The organism is Vreelandella titanicae BH1, assembly GCF_000336575.1.
GTDB classification, from domain to species: Bacteria; Pseudomonadota; Gammaproteobacteria; order Pseudomonadales; family Halomonadaceae; genus Vreelandella; species Vreelandella titanicae.
Genome location: NZ_AOPO01000004.1, coordinates 173,214 through 197,034 on the forward strand (window position 1 = coordinate 173,214; position 23,821 = coordinate 197,034).

23 protein-coding genes are annotated in these 23,821 nt (G+C 55.3%); 15 read left to right on the plus strand and 8 right to left on the minus strand.

Going from position 1 to position 23,821, the window contains the following annotated elements:
• Nucleotides 1-37 precede the first annotated feature (37 nt).
• Both HALTITAN_RS09840 and pepQ read left to right on the plus strand, forming a co-directional pair.
• Complete coding sequence (locus tag HALTITAN_RS09840) at nucleotides 38-949, plus strand: LysR family transcriptional regulator (RefSeq protein WP_009287010.1); 912 nt, start codon at nucleotides 38-40, stop codon at nucleotides 947-949.
• A 43-nt stretch (nucleotides 950-992) separates the two neighbouring features.
• Nucleotides 993-2,291 carry a Xaa-Pro dipeptidase gene (gene pepQ, locus HALTITAN_RS09845; protein ID WP_009287011.1) on the plus strand — a complete coding sequence of 433 codons (1,299 nt, stop codon included), beginning with the start codon at nucleotides 993-995 and terminating at the stop codon, nucleotides 2,289-2,291.
• 142 nt (nucleotides 2,292-2,433) lie between these two features.
• Here pepQ and HALTITAN_RS09850 read toward each other — a convergent pair whose 3' ends face one another.
• From HALTITAN_RS09850 to HALTITAN_RS09860, 3 genes are all read right to left on the minus strand, one after another.
• A complete protein-coding gene (locus tag HALTITAN_RS09850) occupies nucleotides 2,434-3,030 on the minus strand; it encodes an OmpW/AlkL family protein (protein WP_027957556.1) in 597 nt (198 codons plus the stop codon).
• A 527-nt stretch (nucleotides 3,031-3,557) separates the two neighbouring features.
• Complete coding sequence (locus tag HALTITAN_RS09855) at nucleotides 3,558-4,628, minus strand: 2,3-butanediol dehydrogenase (RefSeq protein ID WP_009287013.1); 1,071 nt, start codon at nucleotides 4,626-4,628, stop codon at nucleotides 3,558-3,560.
• Nucleotides 4,629-4,643: 15 nt separating this feature from the next.
• Nucleotides 4,644-6,458: an NAD(P)/FAD-dependent oxidoreductase gene (locus tag HALTITAN_RS09860; protein WP_027957558.1), complete on the minus strand. Its 1,815-nt coding sequence runs from the start codon at nucleotides 6,456-6,458 to the stop codon at nucleotides 4,644-4,646.
• Between the two features lie 287 nt (nucleotides 6,459-6,745).
• Between HALTITAN_RS09860 and HALTITAN_RS09865 the strand changes: the two genes are divergently transcribed.
• The 3 genes from HALTITAN_RS09865 to HALTITAN_RS09875 all read left to right on the plus strand — a co-directional run bounded on the left by HALTITAN_RS09865 (nucleotide 6,746) and on the right by HALTITAN_RS09875 (nucleotide 11,046).
• Nucleotides 6,746-8,728, plus strand: coding sequence for a sigma-54-dependent Fis family transcriptional regulator (locus HALTITAN_RS09865; RefSeq protein WP_027957559.1), 1,983 nt, complete (start codon nucleotides 6,746-6,748; stop codon nucleotides 8,726-8,728).
• Nucleotides 8,729-9,006: 278 nt separating this feature from the next.
• A complete protein-coding gene (locus HALTITAN_RS09870; protein ID WP_027957560.1) occupies nucleotides 9,007-9,861 on the plus strand; it encodes an AAA family ATPase in 855 nt (284 codons plus the stop codon).
• A 3-nt stretch (nucleotides 9,862-9,864) separates the two neighbouring features.
• Nucleotides 9,865-11,046, plus strand: a complete 1,182-nt coding sequence (locus HALTITAN_RS09875; RefSeq protein ID WP_009287016.1) for a vWA domain-containing protein — start codon at nucleotides 9,865-9,867, stop codon at nucleotides 11,044-11,046.
• A 5-nt stretch (nucleotides 11,047-11,051) separates the two neighbouring features.
• Here the strand turns inward: HALTITAN_RS09875 and HALTITAN_RS09880 are convergent, their stop codons facing one another.
• Together HALTITAN_RS09880 and HALTITAN_RS09885 are read right to left on the minus strand one after the other, a co-directional pair.
• Nucleotides 11,052-11,585: a cytochrome b gene (locus HALTITAN_RS09880; protein ID WP_022523135.1), complete on the minus strand. Its 534-nt coding sequence runs from the start codon at nucleotides 11,583-11,585 to the stop codon at nucleotides 11,052-11,054.
• A gap of 125 nt (nucleotides 11,586-11,710) precedes the next feature.
• Nucleotides 11,711-12,274: a hypothetical protein gene (locus HALTITAN_RS09885; RefSeq protein WP_022523134.1), complete on the minus strand. Its 564-nt coding sequence runs from the start codon at nucleotides 12,272-12,274 to the stop codon at nucleotides 11,711-11,713.
• A 170-nt stretch (nucleotides 12,275-12,444) separates the two neighbouring features.
• Between HALTITAN_RS09885 and HALTITAN_RS09890 the strand changes: the two genes are divergently transcribed.
• Nucleotides 12,445-12,843 carry a RidA family protein gene (locus HALTITAN_RS09890; RefSeq protein WP_039859112.1) on the plus strand — a complete coding sequence of 133 codons (399 nt, stop codon included), beginning with the start codon at nucleotides 12,445-12,447 and terminating at the stop codon, nucleotides 12,841-12,843.
• Here HALTITAN_RS09890 and HALTITAN_RS09895 read toward each other — a convergent pair.
• Nucleotides 12,803-14,269 (minus strand): cobyric acid synthase, encoded by a 1,467-nt coding sequence (locus tag HALTITAN_RS09895; RefSeq protein WP_039859113.1) that lies wholly within the window; start codon nucleotides 14,267-14,269, stop codon nucleotides 12,803-12,805. The genes HALTITAN_RS09890 and HALTITAN_RS09895 overlap by 41 nt on opposite strands.
• A gap of 202 nt (nucleotides 14,270-14,471) precedes the next feature.
• Between HALTITAN_RS09895 and HALTITAN_RS09900 the strand changes: the two genes are divergently transcribed.
• Genes HALTITAN_RS09900 through HALTITAN_RS09925 form a run of 7 tightly spaced genes read left to right on the plus strand, consistent with a single transcriptional unit; the run spans nucleotide 14,472 to nucleotide 20,185 of the window.
• The gene (locus HALTITAN_RS09900; protein ID WP_009287019.1) at nucleotides 14,472-15,494 is read left to right on the plus strand and encodes a substrate-binding domain-containing protein; all 1,023 of its coding nucleotides are present in this window, start codon (nucleotides 14,472-14,474) and stop codon (nucleotides 15,492-15,494) included.
• An 11-nt stretch (nucleotides 15,495-15,505) separates the two neighbouring features.
• Nucleotides 15,506-16,537 carry an ABC transporter substrate-binding protein gene (locus tag HALTITAN_RS09905; RefSeq protein ID WP_009287020.1) on the plus strand — a complete coding sequence of 344 codons (1,032 nt, stop codon included), beginning with the start codon at nucleotides 15,506-15,508 and terminating at the stop codon, nucleotides 16,535-16,537.
• A 2-nt stretch (nucleotides 16,538-16,539) separates the two neighbouring features.
• Nucleotides 16,540-17,436 (plus strand): ABC transporter permease, encoded by an 897-nt coding sequence (locus tag HALTITAN_RS09910; RefSeq protein ID WP_009287021.1) that lies wholly within the window; start codon nucleotides 16,540-16,542, stop codon nucleotides 17,434-17,436.
• Entirely contained in the window at nucleotides 17,433-17,987 is a 555-nt protein-coding gene (locus HALTITAN_RS09915; RefSeq protein ID WP_009287022.1) for an ABC transporter permease, read from the plus strand. Before HALTITAN_RS09910 ends, HALTITAN_RS09915 begins: the two co-directional genes overlap by 4 nt.
• Nucleotides 17,984-18,220 carry an ABC transporter permease subunit gene (locus tag HALTITAN_RS26015; protein ID WP_236614947.1) on the plus strand — a complete coding sequence of 79 codons (237 nt, stop codon included), beginning with the start codon at nucleotides 17,984-17,986 and terminating at the stop codon, nucleotides 18,218-18,220. Before HALTITAN_RS09915 ends, HALTITAN_RS26015 begins: the two co-directional genes overlap by 4 nt.
• Nucleotides 18,221-18,243: 23 nt before the next feature.
• Nucleotides 18,244-19,326 (plus strand): ABC transporter ATP-binding protein, encoded by a 1,083-nt coding sequence (locus HALTITAN_RS09920; protein ID WP_039859114.1) that lies wholly within the window; start codon nucleotides 18,244-18,246, stop codon nucleotides 19,324-19,326.
• Nucleotides 19,319-20,185: a phosphodiesterase gene (locus HALTITAN_RS09925; protein WP_051051972.1), complete on the plus strand. Its 867-nt coding sequence runs from the start codon at nucleotides 19,319-19,321 to the stop codon at nucleotides 20,183-20,185. Before HALTITAN_RS09920 ends, HALTITAN_RS09925 begins: the two co-directional genes overlap by 8 nt.
• Here the strand turns inward: HALTITAN_RS09925 and HALTITAN_RS09930 are convergent.
• Nucleotides 20,182-21,045, minus strand: coding sequence for a bifunctional transcriptional activator/DNA repair enzyme AdaA (locus tag HALTITAN_RS09930; protein WP_009287023.1), 864 nt, complete (start codon nucleotides 21,043-21,045; stop codon nucleotides 20,182-20,184). The genes HALTITAN_RS09925 and HALTITAN_RS09930 overlap by 4 nt on opposite strands.
• 204 nt (nucleotides 21,046-21,249) lie before the next feature.
• Between HALTITAN_RS09930 and HALTITAN_RS09935 the strand changes: the two genes are divergently transcribed.
• Entirely contained in the window at nucleotides 21,250-22,170 is a 921-nt protein-coding gene (locus HALTITAN_RS09935) for a glutaminase (protein ID WP_039859115.1), read from the plus strand.
• Nucleotides 22,171-22,262: 92 nt separating this feature from the next.
• Nucleotides 22,263-22,868, plus strand: a complete 606-nt coding sequence (locus HALTITAN_RS09940) for a LysE family translocator (RefSeq protein WP_039859117.1) — start codon at nucleotides 22,263-22,265, stop codon at nucleotides 22,866-22,868.
• Here the strand turns inward: HALTITAN_RS09940 and HALTITAN_RS09945 are convergent.
• The gene (locus HALTITAN_RS09945; RefSeq protein ID WP_009287024.1) at nucleotides 22,854-23,687 is read right to left on the minus strand and encodes an AraC family transcriptional regulator; all 834 of its coding nucleotides are present in this window, start codon (nucleotides 23,685-23,687) and stop codon (nucleotides 22,854-22,856) included. The two genes, HALTITAN_RS09940 and HALTITAN_RS09945, sit on opposite strands and share 15 nt — an antisense overlap.
• Nucleotides 23,688-23,821: the final 134 nt, after the last annotated feature.

Below are 23,821 nucleotides of genomic sequence, written 5' to 3' on the forward strand. Positions count from 1 at the left end.
ATTCGATACAGCGACCCCAGGCGCTGAGAGGTAGAGCATGGAAATTCGCTGGCTAGAAGATTTTATCGCCCTGGCCAGAACGCGGCACTTCTCACGCGCAGCAGATGATCAAAACGTTACGCAACCCACCTTCTCCCGGCGGATTAAACTGCTTGAGGAGGAGATGGGCGTAACGCTGATTAATCGTCAAACGCTGCCGCTCTCACTCACCCCGGCCGGGGAGGAGTTTTTGACCCTGTGCGAACAGGTGACCGACCGGGTGCGGCTGACCCGTGACCGGGTGCGCGAAATTAACGCTGGCCAGCAGCGGCGCATTATGGTCGCAGCACCGCAGAGCCTATTGCCGCATTTTTTACCGGAATGGTTGGCGTCTACGGGGTGGCAAGATCGCGTACAGCCGTATTTGCGGGCGACCGGCTGGGTGGCCAATGACTACTTTCAAGCCTTGGCGCGTGCCGAGTGCGACCTGGCTATCTGTTACTGGCCAATTGGGCGCTGCGACCTGGAGATCGACACCAGCGCCTGCAATTATCGTGTGATTGGGCATGAACGGCTGATTCCAGTGACTGGCTTAAACCCAGAGGGAGAACCTCACGCACTGCTGCCTGGCTCGCGCCATCAACCGCTGCCTTGGCTTGCCTACCCCAAGCGTGGGTTGTTGGGGTCTGCGGTTAAAGCACACCTAGCCAGGCTCCCCCAAACCACCTATTTAACTGCACAGAGTGAAAATCTCTACGCGGCCGGTATTAAAGAGCTGGTGCTACTTGGCTACGGCATGAGTTGGCTGCCTGAACGCAACGTCGCGGCAGAGCTTGCTCAAGGCACGCTGGTAAGAGCGGGCGATAGTCGCTGGGATGTGCCCATGGAGCTACGGCTATACCGTCATCAAAATCATCGCCACGCTGAGCTGGATAGCCTGTGGAGCGAACTTGCGCCGCCCCGTGTATGACCCCCATTTGAGAAACCTTACTTAAGAGAGGGCACAGCTTTGTATGTCAACCACCCTATTTAACCTGCAACGCGAGCATATAGCGCACCTACAGCGTGCTTATTCGGATATTTTGACCGACCACGGGCTCGATAGCCTGGCAATTTACAGTGGCCATGCCAGCGACCATTTTGCAGATGACCACGCTCCTCCTTTTCAGGCTTACGGGCATTTTATGCACTGGGTGGGTTTAGCCGATGTGCAGCATAGCTGGCTGATTATTCAGCCGGGAGAGCGCCCCCAGCTCTACTTGTATGCGCCCGCCGACTTTTGGCACTTGCCCACTCAGCTACCCGATGAGCCCTGGGTAGAGACGTTTGATATCCACTTATGCAGCGAGAAAGTCTCCCCATCGCTTTCGGGAAATGCCGTCGTTATTGGAGATATCGAGCGTCTTCCCATCAGCATCCAACAGGCGCTAAAAGCTGAACATCACCCTGAACGCATAGTGCATGCCCTTGATGAATTACGGCTGTTTAAAACGCCCTATGAGATTGCCTGTCTCCGTGAAGCCAACCGTTTAGCGATAGCGGGCCATCAGGCATCCCAGGCCGCCTTTATCGGCGCCGCCGGTGAGCTGGATATTCAGCTGGCGTACTTAGCAGCGAGTCGCCAGCGCGAATCAAACGTGCCCTACCAAAATATTATTGGTTTAAATGAGCATGCTGGCGTGCTGCATTATCAACACTACGACCTTAACGCGCCTAAACAGCGCTATAGCTTGCTAGTGGATGCGGGTCGCCGCTTTCGAGGTTACTGCGCCGATATTACCCGCACATACGCTGGCCCCGATGCCCCCGTCGCGTTTGGCGAACTGGTCACCGCCATGCATGGGCTGAAAGATGAGTTAGTCAAAGGCGTAGCCCCTGGCGTTAACTTTTTAGCACTGCACGAGCAGATGCATCACCACCTGGGTGAAATATTGGTGGCTAATGATCTGTTTAAAGGCACTGCAGAACAAGCGGTTGCCGAGGGCATTACGCGGGTATTCTGCCCTCATGGACTGGGCCACTCGCTGGGCCTTCAAGTGCATGATGTGGCCGGGTTACGCCACCCAGATGGCACGCCCGCCCCTGCGCCAGAGCAGCACCCAGCGCTACGGCTGACGCGCATGCTGCGCCCTGGCATGGTCGTTACCATTGAACCCGGGCTCTATTTTATCGCCATGCTGCTCGACCCGCTGCGCAACACCTCACTGCCCATTAACTGGCCGTTGGTCGACCAACTCTCATCCTGTGGCGGTATTCGTATCGAAGATAACGTAGCAGTGACAGAGAGCGGCTTTGATAACTTAACACCATAAGCCCTCTGTAACGTCTTGCTAATCGACACTCTACAACGCACTACGCCCGGCTCAAGGCCGGGCGTAGTGATATTTCAGAAGACTTAACAAAGCTAAAACCTAGGCAAAGCTAAAATCCAGTAAAGCTAATGTCTAGTAAAACTTAGAAGCGGTAAGTAACACCACCGCCAATGGTGACGGGTTCGATGTCAACTTCACCACCGACGTTGATATCTGCGTTCACGTCAGCGTAGCTTGCGTAACCATTGAGCATAATATTATCAGTCACAGCCAGATCAACCCCTACTTGGCCGATCGCGCCGTAGCTTTCATCAACATTCACACCACTCGGCTCACCAGAGAAGCGTGTGTAGTTAAGGCCAGCACCAACGTAAGGCTGTACACGTGAATCCAGGCCACCCATCGGGTAGTAATTCACGAGTAGATTAACAGGTAGACGATCAACACTACCCACATCGCCTAAGGCAGAGGTGTTCAGATCGTGCTCGAACTTCTCAGAGCTGTTGAGTTCAACGCCAACCTTATCAGTAAACAGGTAACCAGCACCAAAGGTGAAGCCGCGAGCGCTCTGCACGTTCAGTGAATCACCATTCAGATTGCCATTACCTGACCCCGTATCCGTTTGGGCAACACCACCACGAACGAATACATCGCCAGCGTTATAAGCGAGAGCCGCCTGGCTTGCCAGTGCGAAACCGGCAGTGATTACAGCAGCAGAAATCAGTTTCATATTACTCATAAGGGTCATCCTCTATGCAGCGCGCAGTTCCTTGCGCTTGGGGATTGCGGTACTTGCTATCCAACTTACCTGTACAGGGTATAGTATACGAACACTGTTTCCAAATGGCTTGTAAAATATTGTTATAAGAAACTGAACTCTGATAGTTTTTCCTATGCGTAAAGTTCTGGCATAAAACTCAGGCATAAAATCCGGGCACAAAAAAAAGTCCCCCGAAGGGGACCAGGTGGAGCACGCCAGCTCACTCGGTTTGTTGCTACCAGCCGGTAGCAACGTGGATGAAGAAGGAAAAGAAGCCAGATAGTTAATTACGCCTCTCTATTCACTCATCCTTTGCCATATACATTGCGATCTGCGTGCCAATTTTTTAAATATCATTAAAAATCATATGGTTAATAAAAAACCTCTTCACTGACATCAACCTCCGACGCACTGCAGCAAACAAAATGCACCAGCATTGCGCACTTTGAGGCCTTTTTGCATCACAAAGCATCATATGCGTTTGTTTACGCTTCGGAATCCTCAGATTAGTGGTTGGGTGTCACGATGATTTTCACTTGGGCTTTGTCGTTTAGAAGCGCCTCAAAGCCCTCCTCCACGATATCCGCCAGTGGAATGCGCTGGGTCACCATGTCCTCGGCGCGGAAGTAGCCCCGCTGCATCAGTGCCATTACCGCTGGGTAAACATGGCGATAGGCAATAATGCCCTTCATGGTGCGCTCTTTGATGACTAGGTCGTTAGGCTGGAAGCTGGCCTCTCCTTCCCAGATACTCACCACCACCACTTCGCCCCCTTCGTGGGTGCTGTGCAACGCCTGATTCAGCACGTCAGGAATGCCGGTGACTTCAAACGCCACGTCTACCCCGCCACCACTCAAGGCTTGTAGCTTCGTAACCGCATCCTCCTGCTGTGGGTCAACCACAATGGCCCCTAACGCTTCGGCTTTGGCTTTCCGTGAAGGCGCGACCTCAACGGCATATATTTGAGCAGCGCCTGCGGCTTTTAGCGCTTCAATGGTCATCAAGCCAATTGGCCCCGCGCCAAAAACTACCGCGCTATCCCCGGCTTTCAGGCAGCTTTGGCGCACCGCATGCAGCGCTACCGCCGCGGGCTCTACCAGTGCACCCTGCTCGAAGCTGAGGTCATCCGGCAGCTTGTGCACCATATGTTCCCCCATCACGGTGAACTCGGAAAAGCCGCCGCCACCGCCCGAAAGGCCGTGAAAGCCCAGCAAGGGCGTGAGGTTGTAGCGCTCCATCTGATAAGCGCCATCCTTGTTGGGGGAAAGGATCGGCTCAATCGCCACGCGGTCGCCTACCTTCACCCGCGTGACTTTCTCGCCGACCTCTACCACTTCCCCAGCGAACTCATGGCCCATAATGATCGGCGCCTGTTCGCCGCTAATGGGGTGCGGCTTGCCCACCGGAATAAAAATCGGCCCGGCAGCATACTCGTGTAAGTCACTGCCGCAAATACCACAGGCAGCCACTTTCACTTTCACTTCATGGGGGTCGCTCATAGAGGGAACCGAAACTTGCTCAACGCGTAAATCTTTTGCTGCGTACCAAACCGCTGCCTGCATGCTTGACTGACTCATGGGTTACCCTTCCTGTTAAGACGTATGATGAACCGGCTGCAGCCCATAGACAGGCGTTTCCAGCCCCTCCATGCGTGCCTTTAACTGCAGCGCTAAATAGTGTGAGTAGTGCCGCGACTGGTGCAGGTTGCCGCCGTGGAACCACAGCGCCTCTTGCTGGGTGGGTTTCCACATATTACGCAGTTCGCCCTCCCAAGGGCCGGGGTCTTTGGTGGTGTCAGAGCCCAGGCCCCAGCACTTGCCGACTTTATCCGCCACTTCCTGAGAGATAAGCCGCGCCGCCCAGCCATTCATGGAGCCATAGCCGGTGGCGTAGACGATCAAATCTGCCTCTAGCTCACTGCCATCGGTAAGTGTGATGGAGTGGGGGTTAATGCGCTCAATGCCCACACCGCTTCGCAACTTGATATCACCGTTAGCCACCAAGTCGCAGGCGCCTACGTCGATGTAATAACCTGAGCCCCGGCGTAGATACTTCAAAAACAGCCCCGAGTCATCGTCACCGAAATCGAGCAGAAAGCCCGCGTCTTCCAGCTTCTGATAAAACTCGGCGTCGCGCTGTTTGATTGCCTCAAACGCCGGGCGCTGAAAGTCCGGAAGCACCTTGTAGGGGATCGAGGCAAAAATCAGATCAGCCTTGTCGTGGGTTAAGCCATTGGCCACCGCCTCTTCGGAGTAGAGCGGCCCCAGCACTTCCTCCATCAAAGAGTCCGACTTCACAATATGGGTGGATGAACGCTGCAGCATGGTCACATCGGCGTCGTGCTCCCAGAGTGCCGCGGCAATATCGTGAGCAGAGTTATTCGAACCCACAATCACACACTTTTTACCCGCATAAGCATCCGGCCCTGGGTGCTGGCTAGAGTGCTGCTGTTCGCCTGCGAAGCTCTCTGCGCCCGGAAATGTCGGCACATTGGGCATGCCCGACATCCCGGTGGCCATTACCAGCTGTTTCGGGCGTAGCGTGATCTCTTCGCCGTTGCGCTTAACGTTAACCACCCACTCGCCTGCGGCGTCGTCATAACGTGCATTCTGACACTCAGTGGAACTCCAATAATTGAGCTCCATCACTTTTGTGTACATCTCCAGCCAATCGCCCACCTTGTCTTTGGGGGCAAACACCGGCCAGTTTTCAGGGAAAGGAATATAGGGAAGGTGGTCGTACCAGACTGGATCATGCAGGCAGAGCGACTTATAGCGCTTGCGCCAGGAGTCCCCGGCTCGCTCGTTGCGCTCGATAATAATGGTCGGCACGCCCATCTGCTTCAGCCGGGCCCCAAGGCCAATCCCACCTTGGCCTCCACCGATGATCACGCAGTAAGGTTGTTGGGTATAGCCAAGCTCTGCCTCTTCGCGCTCCCGTGACTCTAACCAGGTTTCACGCTGTTTATTGGCCCCGTGCTCAGCTCCTTTTGGGCGGTTGTGGTTACGCGGTTCGGGGTAGTCATGAAGCGACTGCATAGTGGTTAGTAGCGTCCAGCATTTGCCGTCTTTTAGACGCAAGTAGCCTTTGCCGCTGGCGACCGCTGTTTCAAAGGTAAACCACGCCTCACTGGTATCGCCGTTCTGGGTAGCTTCGCCTTCTAGCTGCCAGTTCGAAGGACGCACGTTCTCCAGGGTCGCATTGAGCATGGCCTGAATAGCATCTTTTCCCTCACAGGTTTTTAAATTCCAGGTAAAGGTTACAAAGTCGCGCCAGTAGCATTCCTCATTAAATAGCGACAAAACACGCTGAATATCCTGGGCTTGCAGCGCTTTATCAAAATCACTTAGCCACCCTTGGACAATAGCCGTGGCGGTTTGCTGGGTTTGTGCCGGTATCTCGGACATAGTGAGTACTCCATCGTTTGTTATTGTTGAATTGCTGGTGAGACACCCAACTCTAAGCACCCGCCGTGCCAATCATTTCAGATAAACCACAAGCATATGAAAAATATAAATAAATTTAAAAAACAGTTGTCGATTAGGCGTTGCCCAAGGCGTACACCTGTCACATCTAGTTGTAAACAACGTTACAGGTGTAACGCACGACTAACGGCGTAATAGCGCTGCGTTGACACCCACGCCAGAGCGCATAGGCTGGAAGGATAATAACAAGCCCCACGGTGAACCACGCCATGCCCACTCAATCGTCCCTGCCTGCACGGCTGCAATCCGTCCAGCGCCAGCATATCGAGCATATTTTCCAGCTCGGCGAAGGCTTGGAAATGCCCCAGCTACCCGCCCAGCCGACTATTCGACGCTCCTGGCTGCGCTGCCTAAACGAGTACCAACTCGATCCCACCCAGCCACGCCCAGCCCGGGTGGTGCCTCAACAAATCCTGATCGAGCACCGGGAATCCGTGGATGAACTACTGCACGTGGCAAGAGCCGGGGTTGACCAGCTTTATCAGCAAATTGCTCAACTAGGCTACGTGCTACTGCTCACCGACCACCGTGGGATAACCGTTGAGTTTCGTGGCGATCCCAACCAAGACCAGCAACTGCGCAAAGCAGGCCTATACCTCGGTGCCGACTGGGACGAACGCTTTGCGGGTACCTGTGCCGTAGGCACCTGCCTGCATGACCGCCAAGCGATTATTTGCCACCGCCAGGAGCACTTCGACGCCTCGCATATTTCGCTTACCTGCACTGCCGCGCCCATCGCCGACCCGCAAGGCAACGTCATGGCCGTACTGGACATCTCCGCGCTGCAATCGCCTACCCAGCATGAGAGTCAAAATTTTAGTCTCTCTCTGGTAACGCTCTACGCGCGCATGATCGAGGACGCCTATTTTCTTCAGCGCTACCGTGACTGCCTGATGGTGCGGCTGGATACCTCACGAGAGTTTGTGCATGTAAACGGGCGCGGACTCATCGCCATTGAAGAGAACGGGCAAGTGATTGCTGCCAACGCAGTGGGTCGTGATCTGATAAGTGAACACCAGCGCCGTTGGCCACCCTGGTCAGCCCATCACACCCCAATGCTGGGGGAGCTATTCGAGTGCGAGATCGCCGATGTACTCAGCATTAATAGCGCCACCGACGATCAACTGCGTGCTTTTCGCGCCAGGGTCGATAACACGATCTACTTTATTAGCCTGCTGGAGCCACGCCGCCCGCGCCCTGCTCAGCAAGCACAACCTCTCGCCTCCAGCCTGCCGGAACCACTGGTACGCCTCGGCGCCGACGACCCCGCCATGCGCAAAGTGCAGAAACTGGCTGAACGGTTGCGCAACGAAGCCAGCGTCAATGTGCTGATTAGCGGAGAAACCGGCACCGGCAAAGAGGTCGTTGCCCGTGCTCTGCATGACAGCGGCAACCGATCTAAAGGCCCCTTTATCGCAGTAAACTGTGCCGCCATTCCCGAAGCGCTGATCGAAAGCGAGCTGTTTGGTTACGAGCCCGGCGCCTTTACCGGCGGGCGCGCCAAAGGCATGCGCGGGCTGATTCCCCAAGCCCACGGCGGCACACTGTTTTTAGATGAAATCGGCGATATGCCGCTGGCCCTGCAAACCCGCCTACTGCGCGTACTGGCCGAGCGAGAAGTGATGCCTCTTGGGGCCAATAAGCCTGAAAAGGTTGATATTCGGGTGATTACCGCCACTCATCGCAATATCGATTCGATGATCCAGCAGGGTGAGTTCCGCGAAGACCTCTATTACCGCCTTAACGGGGCTCAACTGCGCCTGCCCGCGCTACGCGACCGCGCCGATAAGCTCTACGTTATCCGCCGTGTATTTGATGACATCATCCAGGAGCGAGCCTCCAGCCAATCACCGCGCCTGCGGGCCGATGCCATTAGCGCCCTACTAGCTTACGCCTGGCCCGGTAATATCCGTCAGCTAAAGAATGCGCTGGCCTTTGCACTGGCCACCTCAGAAAACGAAGAAATCACCGTTCATGACTTACCTGAGCAGTGCCTAAGCCAACGCATCACTCGGCAAGCAACTCCCCTGCCTGCAGACGCTGGTAGCGACAGCGATCACACATTGCTGGAAATGCTCAAGGAGCAGCACTGGAACATTAGCGCCGTGGCTCGCGCTCTCGGGGTTTCAAGGCCCACGATATACCGGCAAATGCAGCGCCAGGGCATCGTGCCGCCGAATTGGCAGGGGTGATAAAAAGCTACTTCAAAGCTTTTGATTGGGAAATAACTGCAACATATCTTGAGAACACGGTGCGAGGGCAGGTTGAAGCGAGGGTCTTTCGCCATGGATGGCGAAAGTAGCGCCCACGGATGGGTTAACAGCGCCCTCGCGGAAACCTGCACTCGGCACAGTGTTGTGCAGAATGCCAGCTACCACTACCTCTTGGCCTTGAGGGTGACCCTCACGTACACTTGTTTGAATCCGTTTATCCTTTTATAAACCCGCTTTCGACAAGCCGAGGCCCTCCCATGGCGTTTGACTCCACTTCTTCCTATATCGCAACCGATGCGCTTAAGCAGGCGGTGAATGCTGCCGTGGTGCTCGAGCGGCCGCTGTTGATCAAAGGCGAGCCGGGTACCGGCAAAACCCTATTGGCCGAAGAGTTGGCTGAATCTCTCGATACCCAGTTAATTACCTGGCATATCAAATCCAGCACCAAGGCGGCCCAGGGTCTGTACGAGTACGATGCGGTCAGCCGCCTGCGCGATTCACAGCTGGGTGTAGAAGGGGTCGAGAACGTCGCCAACTACATCAAGCCCGGCAAGCTGTGGGAAGCCTTTACCGCCAACGAGCGCGTAGTGTTATTGATCGACGAGATCGACAAGGCCGATATCGAATTCCCCAACGACCTGCTTCAAGAGCTGGATCGTATGGAGTTTCACGTTTACGAAACCGGCGAAACCATACGCGCCGAACAGCGCCCGATTATCATCATCACCTCAAACAACGAAAAAGAGCTGCCAGATGCGTTCCTGCGCCGCTGCTTTTTCCACTACATTGAGTTCCCCGACCGCGAGACCATGCAGGCGATTGTCGATGTGCACTTCCCGGATATCGCCCCCAAGCTGGTCAGCGAGGCCTTAGAGGTATTTTTCGAGCTACGTAAAGCGCCAGGCCTCAAGAAAAAGCCTTCCACATCTGAACTAGTCGACTGGCTCAAGCTACTGATGGCTGACAATATTGCTCAAGAGGCGCTCTACAACCGCGATCCGTCCAAAGCACTTCCACCCATGGCCGGCGCCTTGGTCAAAAACGAGCAGGACACCCAACTGCTGGAACGCCTGGCGTTTATGATCCGTCGCCAAAAAGGCACAGGCCGCTAAGCCATGTTTATTGGCCTATTCGAAACACTAAAGCGTGCGGGCGTTCCGGTATCGCTACGTGAGCTGCTGGATCTTCACGCCGTGGTGGAACGCGGTGTGGTGTTCGCCGATATGGAAGCCTTCTATCAGGTGGCCCGCACGGTGATGGTCAAAGACGAACGCCACTTTGACCGCTTTGATCGTGCCTTTGCCGCCTGGTTTAAAGGCCTGGAGGACATGGACGCCGCCATTGAAGCGCTGATCCCCGATGACTGGCTACGCCGGGAATTTGAGAAGCAGCTAACGGATGAAGAGAAAGCCAAGATCGAATCCCTGGGCGGCCTCGAAGAACTCATTGAGACGTTCAAAAAACGCCTGGAGGAGCAAAAAGAGCGCCACGCGGGCGGCAATAAATGGATCGGCACCGGCGGCACCAGCCCCTTTGGCGCCTACGGCTACAACCCGGAAGGCATTCGCATTGGTCAGGATGGCTCCCGCCACCGCCGCGCCACCAAGGTCTGGGACGAGCGACGCTTCCGCGATTACGATGATTCTCTGGAATTAGGCACGCGCAATATCAAAATGGCGCTGCGTCGCCTGCGCAAGTTTGCCCGCCAAGGGGCGCTAGATGAGTTTGACGTGGATAGCACTATTCGCGAAACTGCCAAGGACGCCGGGCTACTCAACGTTCAGATGCGCCCGGAGCGCCATAACGCCGTTAAAGTGCTGCTATTTTTGGATGTGGGCGGCTCGATGGATGATCATATTCGCGTCTGCGAAGAACTGTTCTCTGCCGCCCGTTCAGAGTTCAAGCATCTTGAGCACTACTACTTTCATAACTGCCTTTACGAAGGGGTTTGGCGAAACAATATGCGTCGGGGTAACGAGCGGATCCCGACCATGGATGTTTTGCACACCTACGGTGCGGATTACCAGGTCGTGATTGTCGGTGACGCGGCCATGTCGCCCTATGAGGTCACCCACCCCGGCGGTAGCGTAGAGCACTTTAACGACGAAGCGGGCGGCGTGTGGCTGAAGCGTTTATGCGAAACGTTTCCCCGCCTGGCGTGGCTTAACCCGATGCCACCCCGGGCATGGGAGTACACCTACTCTACTCAACTAATCCGCGAGATCATTGATGACCGCATGTACCCCATGACCATGGAGGGTTTGGAAACCGCCATGCGCGAGCTAGCAAAGAAGTAGTCTGATTATCTGGCCATGCGCGTCAGCACGTCGTGGTGAGTCAGCTTGCGATGCAAAATGGCCATCACGATGTGCCCTACGATCAACGCTAACAATGTCCAGCCTAGCTCACCGTGGAGCAAACCGCCCAGATCTGTCATCCAGGTGATTTCCTCGCCTTCAAAACCTGACATCAGCGTAAAGCCAAACACCTCAAGCGAGCGGCCCGAACCGTACTGGCGAATAAGCGCAATCGTCGGAATCACCATCATCAAGCCGTAGAGAACAAGATGGCCCAACTTTGCCATAACGCTCACCGATGGCGGACGGCGCGATGCATTGGCCAACGCCCATATCGCTCTCAGTACGACTAAGGTCAGTAGCAATACACCCACTGGGTAATGGGTTCCCCAGAAGAACTCTTCAAAGGGTGTGTCCGGAAAAAGCCAGTGCGCCGTGGCACTCGTAAACTGCCAAGCAAACAGTAGCGCCATCCCCCAATGCAACAAGCGGCTAATCGCACCGTAACGTTGACTGTTATCCATTATCGGTAATGCCATGCAGCTTCTCCCTTCTTTTAATAAGCTAGTCGTGATGCTTATTTTATCGGGGCAACACGTAAATAACATGGCAACAACGTGCAACTTGGTTGCACAAACTGGAACGCAGCGTTTCCTAAGGGCTATTAAAGCGACTGCGGGAAATCGTTTAAGCCCTTCAAAAATGCCTGTTTGGCCGTTTCAAACGCCTTAGGGTCATGTTTAAAGCGACGCAGGATAAGCGCTTCATCCAACACTAGGGTAGGCGCTAATTCGCGAATACTCTTGGCAGGGTGGCGAGCGCCCAAGCCAATACGCTTTCCATCCACCCCGCCGAACCAGCGCTTAATGCCACTTTTTTGATAGAACGCTTCTCGTTCGGCGTTATCCACTTCGACCCGTAGCGGCGCTTTCAGAGTAAGCTCGCTGATCAAACGCTGCTGGGCATCTGTCTGGTCAAGTGCGCAGGCGTGGGTCACGGTCATACCCTCGCCTTCTTCGTCCAGCACTAGCAGCGCTAGCGCTTGGGGTTTACCCTGGCCGTCAACGGCAGCAAACAGTCGCGCGGCTTCCTGAGGAAATAACACACTGCAGGTGCCGGTGAACACGACCAGCGGCGTTAGACCAGCCTGTTGCCCGTATACCTCAGCGCATAGTCGCGCCAGACAGGCGTTGCGCTGGGCCTCTGCGTTAACGTGTACGACCTTCATATGAATCATCCTCACCGACTAAAAAGCCGCAAGCCTAGAGTAATTATCGCCGTTTTGACAGCGCGACATGCCTCACGCGTCCTCTATTCATTTTTACTGATACTGAACACTACTGTTAACAATCTGTCGAAGATAACTGTAAGCGTGAACATCACTTAGAAGGAGCTAGCATGCCCACCTTTATGAATGACCCTACCATGCCCACACCAAGCTTCCCCGGTAGCCACATGGTAGTCGATGATCACTATGTGTTTATTTCAGGACTGACCGTTGACGATCTTTCCAACGGCCACGCAGTCAAAGGCGACGTTAAAGAAGAGACCCGCCTTGTGATGCGCGCACTATCGCGCATGCTTGAAATGGAAGGCGGCAGCTTAGCGGACATAGTGCGGGTGGATATCCACCTCACGGATCTACACGCTATCCAAGACATGGACACTGTTTACGCGGAGTACTTTGAGCCTAGCCGCTACCCTACCCGCACCTGCACCGAATCCCCCCATATCTGCGGCGATAGCAGTATTGAAATTACTGTGATGGCAAAGCGCCCTCATCAATCAGCGCAATAACCGCCTCAATATCGATATGGGCTTCCAGCATATCGGCTAAACGGTCAAGCTCACGTTCTCGGTGAGCTTGATAATCGCTCTGCTCTCCATTAACGAGTCCCAACTGCTTCAGTAGGGCTTGGCAGGCCTCCGGGTGGTCAAATAACCCGTGCAGGTAAGTACCGATTATTTGGCCATCCTCACTGACGGCGCCTTCTGGTCGGCCTTCTATGTCAAATAATGGCGCGTTAAGCGCCTGCCCTTCACTTACGCCGTTATGAATTTCATATCCGGTGACGGTTACCCCTTCAGCAACGGTCACGCCGCGAACATTTCGTAGCTGTTTGCCTGCCACCATTCGGGTGGTCAGCGGCAACAAGCCCAAGCCCGCCACTTTTACTGGCTTACCCTCCAGGCCATCAGGGTCATCCACCCATTCGCCCAGCATTTGAAAGCCACCGCAAATACCTAACACCTTGCCGCCGTAGCGCAGGTGGCGCTGAATGGCGTTATCCCAGCCCTGTTGCTTTAACCACGCCAAATCGCTCGCGGTACTTTTACTACCGGGCAGAATGACCACATCGGCGGCGGGTATCGGCTGGCCGGGCCCCACAAAGGTCAGCGATACCTGTGGGTGCAACCGCAGCGGATCGAAGTCAGTATGGTTACTGATGCGCGGTAGCGCCGGAACGATCACGTTAAGTGTCTGGCTAGCCTTTTCGGCGTGGGTTAAACCAATGCTATCTTCAGCATCGAGTACTAGCCCCTGCAGATAAGGCAGTGTTCCGAATACGGGTTTTCCCGTACGCTCCTCCAACCATTCAAGCCCCGGTTTAAGCAGCGCTATATCACCTCGAAAGCGGTTGATAATAAAGCCTTTGGTACGCGCCTGTTCGCTCTCGCTCAAGAGCGCCAACGTACCTACCAATTGGGCGAATACCCCACCGCGGTCAATATCGCCCACCAGTATCACTGGACAGTCAGCCGCTTCGGCAAAGCCCATATTGGCGATATCCCCCTCGCGTAGGTTGATCTCAGCAGGGCTGCCCGCCCCTTCGGCAATAATGACATCAAAGCGGTTTTCCAACGCCTGCCATGCCGCCATCACGCTCTCTTTCGCGGTGCGTTTATAGGCGTGGTAATCCAGCGCATCCATATGGCCATGCACTTTGCCGCGTAAAATCACCTGGGCGCCACGATCGGTTTCCGGCTTTAACAGTACCGGGTTCATGTCACTGTGGGGCGCTAAATAGCAGGCTTGCGCCTGTAACGCCGTGGAACGGCCAATCTCGCCGCCGTCCTCAGTCACGGCGCTATTCAATGCCATATTCTGGGGTTTAAATGGCGCCACCGATACTCCACGCCTTGCCAGCGCGCGGCAAAGGGCAGCCACCACAGTGCTTTTACCCGCATCCGAGGTGGTGCCTTGAATCATCAGTGTAGCCATAAAGAAGTCTCGTCCAGGTGAACAAGAGCGAGACTTTAGCGGGAGGGGCTAAGCGGTGCAATGTGTTCAATCTCCGCTTAAGCACGCTGCTACCCTTAATAATCAAAAATACTTTTTATTGCCATCAATTCGTCATACGCCATCTCTAGGCTGACACCTAATAAATGAGATCGATCTCATTGCATTCATAACAGGTATTTCCATGGCAGATTTACTTAGTGTGGCCAAACTCGCAGGAGTCTCTCGGGCAACCGCGGCGCGGGCTTTTTCAAGCCCCGACTTGGTACGCCCCGCTACCCGTGAAAAAGTGTTTAACGCTGCCCAGCAGTTAGCGTTTAGGCCAAATAAAATCGCCCAACAGCTGCGCTCTCAAGCGACGCAGATGATTGGCGTGATGGTGCCCAGTCTCGATAACCCCGTATTCGCCGAGCAGCTACAAGCCATGGAAGTGGCCGCCCGCGCGTCTGGCTACTCACTGATCGTTACCACCAGCGAATACTCGCCCAGCCGCGAGGGTGACATTGTTGAGGAGATGCTGCGCCAGCGCGTGGACGGCTTGGTGCTGACCGTGGCTGAAGCGGATAACAGTGCCGTGCTGAACACGCTGCGCTTGGAAACCACCCCGTGCTTACTAGTTTACAACCCGCCAGGGAAAAGTGGTTTTCCCTCTATTGGCGTCGATAACCGCGCTGCCAGCGCTGATGCCACCCGCCATTTAATCACCCTGGGTCATGAGCGAATTGGCATGGTTGCTGGCCCACTGCTGCAATCAGACCGCGCTCGACTGCGTTTTGACGGTTACTGCCACGCTATGGGCGAGGCAGGCCTGATCGCCCGCTCATTGGTTGAGATGACCCGCCACACCCAAGCTGACCTGAAAAGCCTGATACCTGCACTGCAAGTCCCAGAGGCTCTCAGCGCAGTGATTTGTACCAATGACCTGCTTGCCATCAGCCTGATGGGCGAACTGCAACGCGCAGGCTTTAGCGTGCCTGGCGAACTTTCCGTGATGGGCTTTGATGGTATTGCCTTGGGCAAGCATCTATATCCATCGCTCTGCACCATTGAACAGCCTCGCGCCGAGATCGGGCGCGCGGCGGTTCACACCTTGCTAGCCATGATTCGGGGAGAAAAATGCACACCCGCTCCCCTGCCCCACGCACTGCGTAAGGGCGAAAGTGTCGGAACCCCGACATCCCGCAAGTCCACGTTAAGCACTTTATAGAGGAACTTGGTATGAGTCTTAAACGCATGAACCTTAAGCGTCTGTATCAAGCGTTACTGGCCACGGCGGTTATCAGTGCGTCAGGGGTCGCTACTGCCCAGTCAAGCGACAACGCTATCTGCTACAACTGCCCGCCTGAGTGGGCGGACTGGGGCACCCAGTTGCGTTTGATCGAACAGGAGACCGGCATTCGCGTGCCGCAAGACAACAAGAACTCCGGCCAATCCTTAGCCCAATTGGTTGCCGAAGCCAGTAGCCCGGTGGCCGATGTCGTTTACTACGGGGTGACCTTCGGCATTCAAGCCATGGAAGAGGACGTAGTGGCGTCCTACCAGCCCGAACACTGGGATGAGATTCCTGAAGGTCTAAAAGACCCCGAAGGCAACTGGTTTGCCATTCACTCTGGTACCCTCGGTTTTATGGTCAACGTTGACGCCTTGGATGGCGCGCCGGTGCCCACTTCCTGGGAAGATCTGCTCAAGCCCGAGTATCGCGGCATGGTGGGTTACCTTGACCCGGCCAGCGCCTTTGTCGGCTACGTCGGTGCCGTGGCGGTCAACCTAGCCATGGGTGGCGATCTTAATGACTTCACTCCGGCGATCGACTACTTCAATCAGCTAGCCAAAAACGACCCGATTGTGCCCAAGCAAACCAGCTACGCTCGAGTACTTTCTGGTGAGATCCCGATTCTTCTCGATTACGACTTCAACGCTTACCGCGCACGCCATAGCGATGGTGCCAACGTAGAGTTTGTGATTCCCGAAGAGGGCAGCGTGGTAGTGCCCTATGTTATGAGCCTGGTAAAAGATGGCCCTAACCCCGAAAACGGTCAGCAAGTGCTTGATTTCGTGCTCTCTGACCAAGGCCAAGCGGTATGGGCAGATGCTTACCTACGTCCCGTGCGCGCCAGCGCCATTTCCCCCGAAGCACGCGAAGTCTTTCTGCCCGATAGCGAGTATGCCCGCGCCGAGGCACTTGACTACCCCGCCATGGCGGCTGCTCAACGTAGCTTCTCTGAGCGGTATCTGTCGGAGGTTCGTTAATCATGACAGCGGCATCCAAGCAGCCCTCCGGGGCTGCTTCTTACCTAAGTCGACCATCGACGATGGTAGGCCCAGCCCGGCGTAAACGCTTTATCGCGTTGTTCGCCTTACTGCCTGCCCTGGTGATTTTCTGCGCCTTTTGGCTACTGCCTTTTTCGCGTCTGATCATGATGGGCGCCGAGGCTGATCCAAGCAGCGGTATTAGCGCTTACCTGACTATTCTTACCCATCGTCAGTACTTAATCAGCCTGGCGACCACCGTTGGTCTTTCGCTGGTAGTGTCACTGGTAGCGGTTGCCATTGCGGGCGTTGCCGGATTTTTTCTCGCCCGCCAGCGTTTTTTTGGCAAGTCCATACTAGTGGCTATCCTCACCTTTCCGCTGGCTTTCCCAGGCGTGGTGGTGGGCTTTTTGGTCATCATGCTGGGAGGGCGTCAAGGTGCCTTGGCGCAGACCAGCCTGTGGCTGTTTGGCGAGCGCTGGATGTTCGCTTACTCACTGGCCGGGCTATTTATTGGTTACCTCTACTTCTCCATTCCTCGTGTTATTACCACGGTGATGGCTGCCTGCGACAACCTGGATAGAAGCCTTGAAGAGGCAGCTCGCTCGTTAGGCGCTAACACTTGGCAGGTCACCAAGGACGTCATCGTACCCGGCATTGCACCCGCGCTGCTCTCAACCGGTGCCATCTGCTTTGCTACCAGTATGGGCGCCTTTGGTACGGCGTTTACCCTGGGCACGCGGTTGAGCATTCTACCGCTCAATATCTACGGCGAATTCACCAACTACGCTAACTTCGCCATGGCAGCCGCGCTATCAGTGGTATTGGGCGTGATCACCTGGATGGCATTGAGTCTTGCCCGCAGGCTGGCAGGCGGCAACTTGGGGGCTTCGGTATGAAATCTCACCTACGCTTTACGCTGCAATTGGGCTTCACCCTGCTGGTGTGCTTGTTCATGATTGTGCCCGTCGCCATGTCGGTCATGGCGGGGCTGACCGAAAACTACTTTGTCGGCCTTGAGAGTGGCCTGACCCTGCGCTGGGTGGATGAGGTGTGGCAGCTCTACGCCGATACCATCTGGCTCTCAATTAAACTGGCGCTGGCCTGTTTATTGATCACTATCCTGATTGGCGTACCCGCCGCCTATGGCCTGCTGCGCAGCCGTCGCCGCTGGGCCAACGCGATTGAAGAACTCCTACTGCTGCCGGTTGCCGTACCTGGGCTGGCCACCGCGCTTGCCCTACTGCTCGCCTATGGCAGCTACCGTGAATTCCGCGGCAGTTGGCTATTTATTCTGGTTGGCCATGTGCTGTTTACCCTGCCCTTTATGGTGCGCGCGGTGCTCTCTGTGATGCAAACCGCCAAGCTTCCCCAACTTGAAGAAGCCGCCGCCAGCTTAGGCGCCAGTTTTAGGCAACGCTTTTCGGGGTGGTCATCCCTAACTGTATGAGCGGCATTTTGGCGGGGGCGCTGATGGTGGTCACCCTATCGATCGGTGAATTCAACATTACCTGGATGCTGCACACCCCCTTGACCAAAACGCTACCGGTCGGCTTAGCCGACAGCTACGCCTCGATGCGCCTGGAAATTGGCTCAGCCTACACGCTGATATTTCTGGTGATGGTGGTGCCCTTGCTAGTGGCGATTCAGTGGGCGGGCCGACTCACCGAGCAGCGCCGCTAAGTTTTATTATTTGAGAATCCGTTATGAGTTCATCTGTCAGCATTACGCTACACCAATGCAGCCGCACCTTCGCAGGCGGCAACACGGCGCTCCAACCGCTTGATTTGCAGGTTAATGCGGGCGAAACCCTGGTACTGCTGGGCCCTTCCGGCTGCGGCAAAACCACCACCCTGCGCATTATTAGCGGCCTGGAAAGCCCCGACAAAGGCGGGCAAGTAATGTTTGGCGAGCGTGATGTCACCGCTCTGCCGATTGAGCAGCGCGACGTGGGAATGGTGTTTCAAAACTACGCGCTATTTCCCAATATGAGCGTTGCCGACAATATTGCCTACGGCTTGAAAATACAGCGTTTGCCACGTGCCGAGATCGCCCATCGGCTTGACGAAGTCATGCATATGGTCGACTTGCAAGGCTTTGGTGACCGGCGCATCGACGCCCTCTCCGGCGGCCAAAAACAGCGCGTCGCTCTCGCCCGTGCGATTGCTGTTCGCCCCAAGGTGCTGCTGTTTGATGAGCCGTTAGCAGCTCTAGACGCCAAACTGCGCGACCGCTTACGCATCGAGATTGGCCAACTGCTGCGTGAATTGGGCACCACGGCGGTCTACGTCACCCACGACCAAGACGAAGCGATGGCCTTGGGTGACCGCATCGCGGTAATGCAAGCCGGACGCATTGCGCAGTTGGGCACTCCCCAAGAGATTTATCATCAGCCGGCCAACGCCTTTGTGGCCGATTTTATTGGTGCGGTTAACTGCCTGGAGGTGATCAGCACACGCGCCGATGGAGGATTGGTCGTCCATGGCGGTGAACTCATCGCTGCCCATTTGCAGGGAGTATCCACTGTCTACTGCCGTCCAGAAGACATTCAGGTGGTTTCCGTTGACCAAGCCGATGTAACAGGCAAGGTGGTACAGAGCATCTTCCTGGGCCAGACCCAGCGCCTGATGGTGGACACGGGCGGCGCTTCGCCACTCCAGATTGAGGCACCCTCTCGCCAGCGCTGGCCAAACGGTACCGCGATTGGTTTGTCCCTCCCTTCTAACGTGCTTTTTCATCCAGATAAGCCCACTGCCCCTGTTAATGCCAAGGAGATGGCCAATGGCTGATCAAGGTTTAAACATTCAGAAAGCCCCTCATGCCCAGCAATGCCTTATCGCCCAGATTAGCGATCCGCATATCAAGGCGGGCGGGAAACTCTCTTACCGCCAGGTAGATACCGCCAGTGCTCTGCGCCAAGCAATCAGCACGCTCAATCAGCTAGCGCCGCGGCCCGACCTGGTGCTAATTAGCGGTGACTTGGTTGATTTTGGCCACCCTAGCGAGTACGCCACCTTTAAGCAGATTCTGGCTGAGTTAATGCTGCCCGTGTACCTGATCCCTGGCAATCATGATGACCGCGAGCATCTACGCGCCGCCTTTCCCGAGCACCGTTACCTGTTTCAGCACCACGACTATTTACACTGGGTCGTGGATGACTATCCGGTACGCATTGTAGGGCTCGACTCATCGGTGCCCGGCAAACCCCATGGCGAGTTAAGCGATGAAAGCCTGCAGTGGCTAGACACTATGCTGGCAGAGCAACCCGAAAAACCGACTCTCGTCATGGTGCATCATCACCCTTTTGTTAGTGGCATCGACCATATGGATCGCCAGCCGCTGAAGCGACCAGACGCGCTAGCCGACGTCATTGGCAGACATGCCCAGGTCGAGCGCGTGCTTTGCGGGCATCTGCACCGTTCGATCCAGGCCCGCTTTGCTAACACTTTGGCGATTAGCTGCCCTGGGGTTTCCCATCAGGTAAGTTTGGATCTAACCCCAGACGGCCCCGCCCACTTTCAGCTAGAGCCCCCCGGTTACCTGCTACACCAGTGGTCGGCAACTAACGGTATGGTGACTCACCAAGGGTTTATCCAGCGCTATCCTGGCCCCTTCCCGTTTTTTGATGCGAACGGGCTGATTGATTAGGTCGTTAAACTGGGGGCGAGCGCTGTGTTATCTGTGTGAGCCAGCGCCAGCTCCCAGGCTTGTACCATCTGCTTTTTCTCTAATCCCCAGCGGTAACCACCGAGTGCACCGCTTTGTTGAATCACCCGGTGGCAGGGGATCCATAACGCGATGGGGTTAGCGCCCACTGCATTGCCCACTGCTCGGGACGATTTAGGTGATCCCAGCGCCTGAGCAATATGGGAATAGCTGGCAAATTGCCCCTCGGGGATCGTTAACAGCGCTCGCCAAACCGCTATTTGGAAGTTGGTGCCAGTGACGTGTAGCGAGACAGCGGTAGCCCCCTCTTCAGGCTCAGTAAACAGCCTTTCCACCGCATAGCGAGTGGACTCAGTGTTATGTTGAAAGGTGCTGCGCGGCCACTCCTTGGCCAACCTTGCCAGTAACTCCTCTGAATTAGTCGTATCGACAAACCCCATTCGGCAGATACCCCGGGGCGTTACCGCGACGAATAGGCGACCTAAAGGTGTTTCGTGAACGCCATAAGCGATCTCCACTCCTTCACCCTGGCGCTTATACTCGCCGGGCGTGACCGCCTCTAACTGAACAAAGTGGTCGTAAAGCCGCGAGCCACCGCTCAGCCCCAGGGTATGGGCGATATCCAGCAAAGAAGTGGACGAATGCATCAACTGCTTACCGCGCTCTAAGGTGAGTGCCTGCAAAAAGCGTTTGGGACTAATCCCCGCATAACGACAAAACAGCCGCTGGAAGTGGAAGGCACTCAAATGAACATGAGCAGCCACCGTTTCCAGATTGGGCTGTTCCGCCGCATGAGCCACCATATAGGCCATGGCTTTTTCGATACGCTCATAGTCATTCATTGGGTTATCTCTCTGGCCGTCGGGGTCGGGGCTGCTTAGTTCCTTTCAGCCTAAGCCTTCACGGGCGAGCTGCCGACCCGAATCTTGCGCACCGGCGGGTGATCAGACAGTTTATGTTTAAAAGAGGCGTTATGTTTAACAGACATTTCCACCAGTTTTCGCTAGGGTAATGCCCCGCCTCCATTGACGGTACACGATACGCCCATGCAAGACTTGATCAATGACATTGCAGCAGCCATGGCAAACGCCGAAGAACGCGGTAAGGTCGCAGACTATATTCCCGAGCTTGGCCATGTTGACCCACAGCAGTTTGCCATTTCGCTCGCCACGGTGGATGGCAAAGTGTACTCGGCAGGTTGTGCTACCACGCCCTTCTCGATTCAAAGTATCTCTAAAGTATTTACGCTGACCATTGCACTTGGGCAAGTGGGTGATTCTCTGTGGTCAAAAGTAGGCCGCGAGCCCTCAGGGGATCCCTTCAACTCCATCGTGCAACTAGAGCATGAAAGCGGCAAACCGCGTAACCCGTTTATCAATGCCGGGGCCATTGCGGTAGTCGATGCGATCATGATGGGCCACGAGCCCAAAGAGACACTTGGCGAGATTCTTAGCTTTGTGCGCTATATCGCCGATGACGACAGCATTTACTTCGACCACGCGGTGGCCGCTTCAGAAATGGCCCACCGCGACCGCAACGCCTCACTGGCGCACTTTATGAAAGCCTTTGGCCGCCTACGCCATGATGTCGATAAGGTGCTAGGCACCTATTTTCACCAGTGCGCTATCGCCATGAGCTGTGAGCAGTTGGCCCATGCCGGGCTATTTTTGGCCTCGGATGGTATCAACAAACCCAGTGGCATTCGCGTGGTAGCCCCCCAGCGCGCACGGCGTATCAATTCACTAATGATGATGTGCGGGCACTACGACGCCTCGGGAGAGTTCGCATTTCGCGTCGGCCTGCCTGGCAAAAGTGGCGTGGGCGGTGGCATTCTGGCGATTGCACCCGGCCATGGCTCCATCGCAGTTTGGTCGCCGGGGCTGGATGCCTACGGCAACAGTTTTCTGGGCACCCAGGCGCTCGAAATGTTTGTGCAGCGCACCGGCTGGTCGGTTTTTGGGCATTAGCAGGGCAACGCTTTAAGCAACGATCTCAATTTTGTTCAATACCGCCCACAAGCGCTACTGCATTCTCCTTGCATTATCTGAGGAGAATGACAATGAGCGCTTCACCCCTGCTATCTTTGCTGCTACCCATGTCCGCCTTTGCCCTCGCAGCGTCTATTTCGCCGGGGCCGGTCAACATCGTTTGTTTGAGTAGCGGTACGCACTACCCTATTGCTAAAGGGCTTGTTTTTGTAACCGGCGCCACGCTGGGGTTTATCGCGCTATTTTTAGCCATCGGCGCGGGGCTTTACTCCCTGCTGAATGTGCTGCCGCTGCTGGAAGAGTTTTTACGCTGGGCAGGCATTCTGTTTTTACTCTATCTCAGCTATCAACTTTTACAGCACGATGGGCGCTTGCAGGAGAGAGGCGGCGTCAAAGCGCTAGGGTTTATGACAGGTGCCATGATGCAGTGGCTCAACCCCAAGGCGTGGCTGGCGTCTGCCGCTGGCATTGGCGCCTACACCACTGCTAATGAGCCCCATCTGCTATGGCTGTTCGCCGGCCTTTATCTGCCTATTTGCTGGCTATCGCTAGCCAGTTGGGTATATGCAGGCGCTTTTCTGAAACGCTATGTTCATCGTCCTATCATCTTACTGACGATTAACCGCGCACTCGCTATCTGCCTGGCGGCTAGCGCTATTGTCTTACTGGTTGAGTAGCGGGTAGCGGTACTGGTTGGGTGTCGCTGCTACCAGCCGCTTGAACGTCCTTTGAAAGTGGGGCTGGTCATTAAAGCCAGCGTTCAAAGCCGCCTCAACGATAGGTTGCCCTTGTTTTAACGCTTGCTGCCCCAGCTGAATGCGCTGATTAATCAGGTAAGCATGGGGTGTTAGTCCGAAGTGCTGTTTAAAGGCGCGAATCAGGTGCCCAGCACTATAGCCGGACTGCTCACATAGGCGTTCTAGCGATATATCAGCGCTACAATTGGCACGCAAATAGGCCGCGACCTGTTCTAGCGCACTGGGCGCTTGGGGCAATACCGCGGGGGATTCCTGAGCAAGCACTTGCATCATGATGGACAAGTATTCGACTAGCGCCGTTTGCTTATCGCTAATCTCGCGATGTTCATCCAGCAAACAAGCAGCCATATCGCAGTACCCGGCATAAAGCGCTGGCTGGGTAATGACGGCGGTGGCGATATCTTGCCAATACGGCGTATTCAACAGGCCCAATTGGTAACGCAATTCACTCAGCCACTCGGTATCGACGTAGAGCATCATGTACGCCCAGGGCTGGTTCTCGATGGGGTTGCAGGCATGCACCCAGTAGGGGTTCATCATAACGATGTCACCCGCACTAATCTGATGCGTCGCATCGCGATAGCAAAAAGTGCTTTTACCTGCGGTAATGGCCCCCAGCGACCAATGCGTATGGCTGTGCGGCGCATAGCAAACTTGTCGCGCGTCGCTAATCTTGCGCAGCTCCACATAGGGCATACGCGCATCGCGCCAGAAGATAGGTGACGAAATGGTACTCATGCTCTGCTCGCAATAGTTAAAAATAGCGATTCATTTCCTACGCTGAACAATAGCACAGCACAAGCACAGTATGGGCCGCTATACTGCTCTATACGCTAGATTGCATAGGAATGCGCAACGCCATATTAGTCAGG

Bases quoted from the DNA above. Each gene is read 5' to 3' on its own strand.
- HALTITAN_RS09840 (WP_009287010.1), top strand. From the start codon at position 38: ATGGAAATTCGCTGGCTAGAAGATTTTATCGCCCTGGCCAGAACGCGG.
- pepQ (WP_009287011.1), top strand. From the start codon at position 993: ATGTCAACCACCCTATTTAACCTGCAACGCGAGCATATAGCGCACCTA.
- HALTITAN_RS09850 (WP_027957556.1), bottom strand. From the start codon at position 3,030: ATGAGTAATATGAAACTGATTTCTGCTGCTGTAATCACTGCCGGTTTC.
- HALTITAN_RS09855 (WP_009287013.1), bottom strand. From the start codon at position 4,628: ATGAGTCAGTCAAGCATGCAGGCAGCGGTTTGGTACGCAGCAAAAGAT.
- HALTITAN_RS09860 (WP_027957558.1), bottom strand. From the start codon at position 6,458: ATGTCCGAGATACCGGCACAAACCCAGCAAACCGCCACGGCTATTGTC.
- HALTITAN_RS09865 (WP_027957559.1), top strand. From the start codon at position 6,746: ATGCCCACTCAATCGTCCCTGCCTGCACGGCTGCAATCCGTCCAGCGC.
- HALTITAN_RS09870 (WP_027957560.1), top strand. From the start codon at position 9,007: ATGGCGTTTGACTCCACTTCTTCCTATATCGCAACCGATGCGCTTAAG.
- HALTITAN_RS09875 (WP_009287016.1), top strand. From the start codon at position 9,865: ATGTTTATTGGCCTATTCGAAACACTAAAGCGTGCGGGCGTTCCGGTA.
- HALTITAN_RS09880 (WP_022523135.1), bottom strand. From the start codon at position 11,585: ATGGCATTACCGATAATGGATAACAGTCAACGTTACGGTGCGATTAGC.
- HALTITAN_RS09885 (WP_022523134.1), bottom strand. From the start codon at position 12,274: ATGAAGGTCGTACACGTTAACGCAGAGGCCCAGCGCAACGCCTGTCTG.
- HALTITAN_RS09890 (WP_039859112.1), top strand. From the start codon at position 12,445: ATGCCCACCTTTATGAATGACCCTACCATGCCCACACCAAGCTTCCCC.
- HALTITAN_RS09895 (WP_039859113.1), bottom strand. From the start codon at position 14,269: ATGGCTACACTGATGATTCAAGGCACCACCTCGGATGCGGGTAAAAGC.
- HALTITAN_RS09900 (WP_009287019.1), top strand. From the start codon at position 14,472: ATGGCAGATTTACTTAGTGTGGCCAAACTCGCAGGAGTCTCTCGGGCA.
- HALTITAN_RS09905 (WP_009287020.1), top strand. From the start codon at position 15,506: ATGAGTCTTAAACGCATGAACCTTAAGCGTCTGTATCAAGCGTTACTG.
- HALTITAN_RS09910 (WP_009287021.1), top strand. From the start codon at position 16,540: ATGACAGCGGCATCCAAGCAGCCCTCCGGGGCTGCTTCTTACCTAAGT.
- HALTITAN_RS09915 (WP_009287022.1), top strand. From the start codon at position 17,433: ATGAAATCTCACCTACGCTTTACGCTGCAATTGGGCTTCACCCTGCTG.
- HALTITAN_RS26015 (WP_236614947.1), top strand. From the start codon at position 17,984: ATGAGCGGCATTTTGGCGGGGGCGCTGATGGTGGTCACCCTATCGATC.
- HALTITAN_RS09920 (WP_039859114.1), top strand. From the start codon at position 18,244: ATGAGTTCATCTGTCAGCATTACGCTACACCAATGCAGCCGCACCTTC.
- HALTITAN_RS09925 (WP_051051972.1), top strand. From the start codon at position 19,319: ATGGCTGATCAAGGTTTAAACATTCAGAAAGCCCCTCATGCCCAGCAA.
- HALTITAN_RS09930 (WP_009287023.1), bottom strand. From the start codon at position 21,045: ATGAATGACTATGAGCGTATCGAAAAAGCCATGGCCTATATGGTGGCT.
- HALTITAN_RS09935 (WP_039859115.1), top strand. From the start codon at position 21,250: ATGCAAGACTTGATCAATGACATTGCAGCAGCCATGGCAAACGCCGAA.
- HALTITAN_RS09940 (WP_039859117.1), top strand. From the start codon at position 22,263: ATGAGCGCTTCACCCCTGCTATCTTTGCTGCTACCCATGTCCGCCTTT.
- HALTITAN_RS09945 (WP_009287024.1), bottom strand. From the start codon at position 23,687: ATGAGTACCATTTCGTCACCTATCTTCTGGCGCGATGCGCGTATGCCC.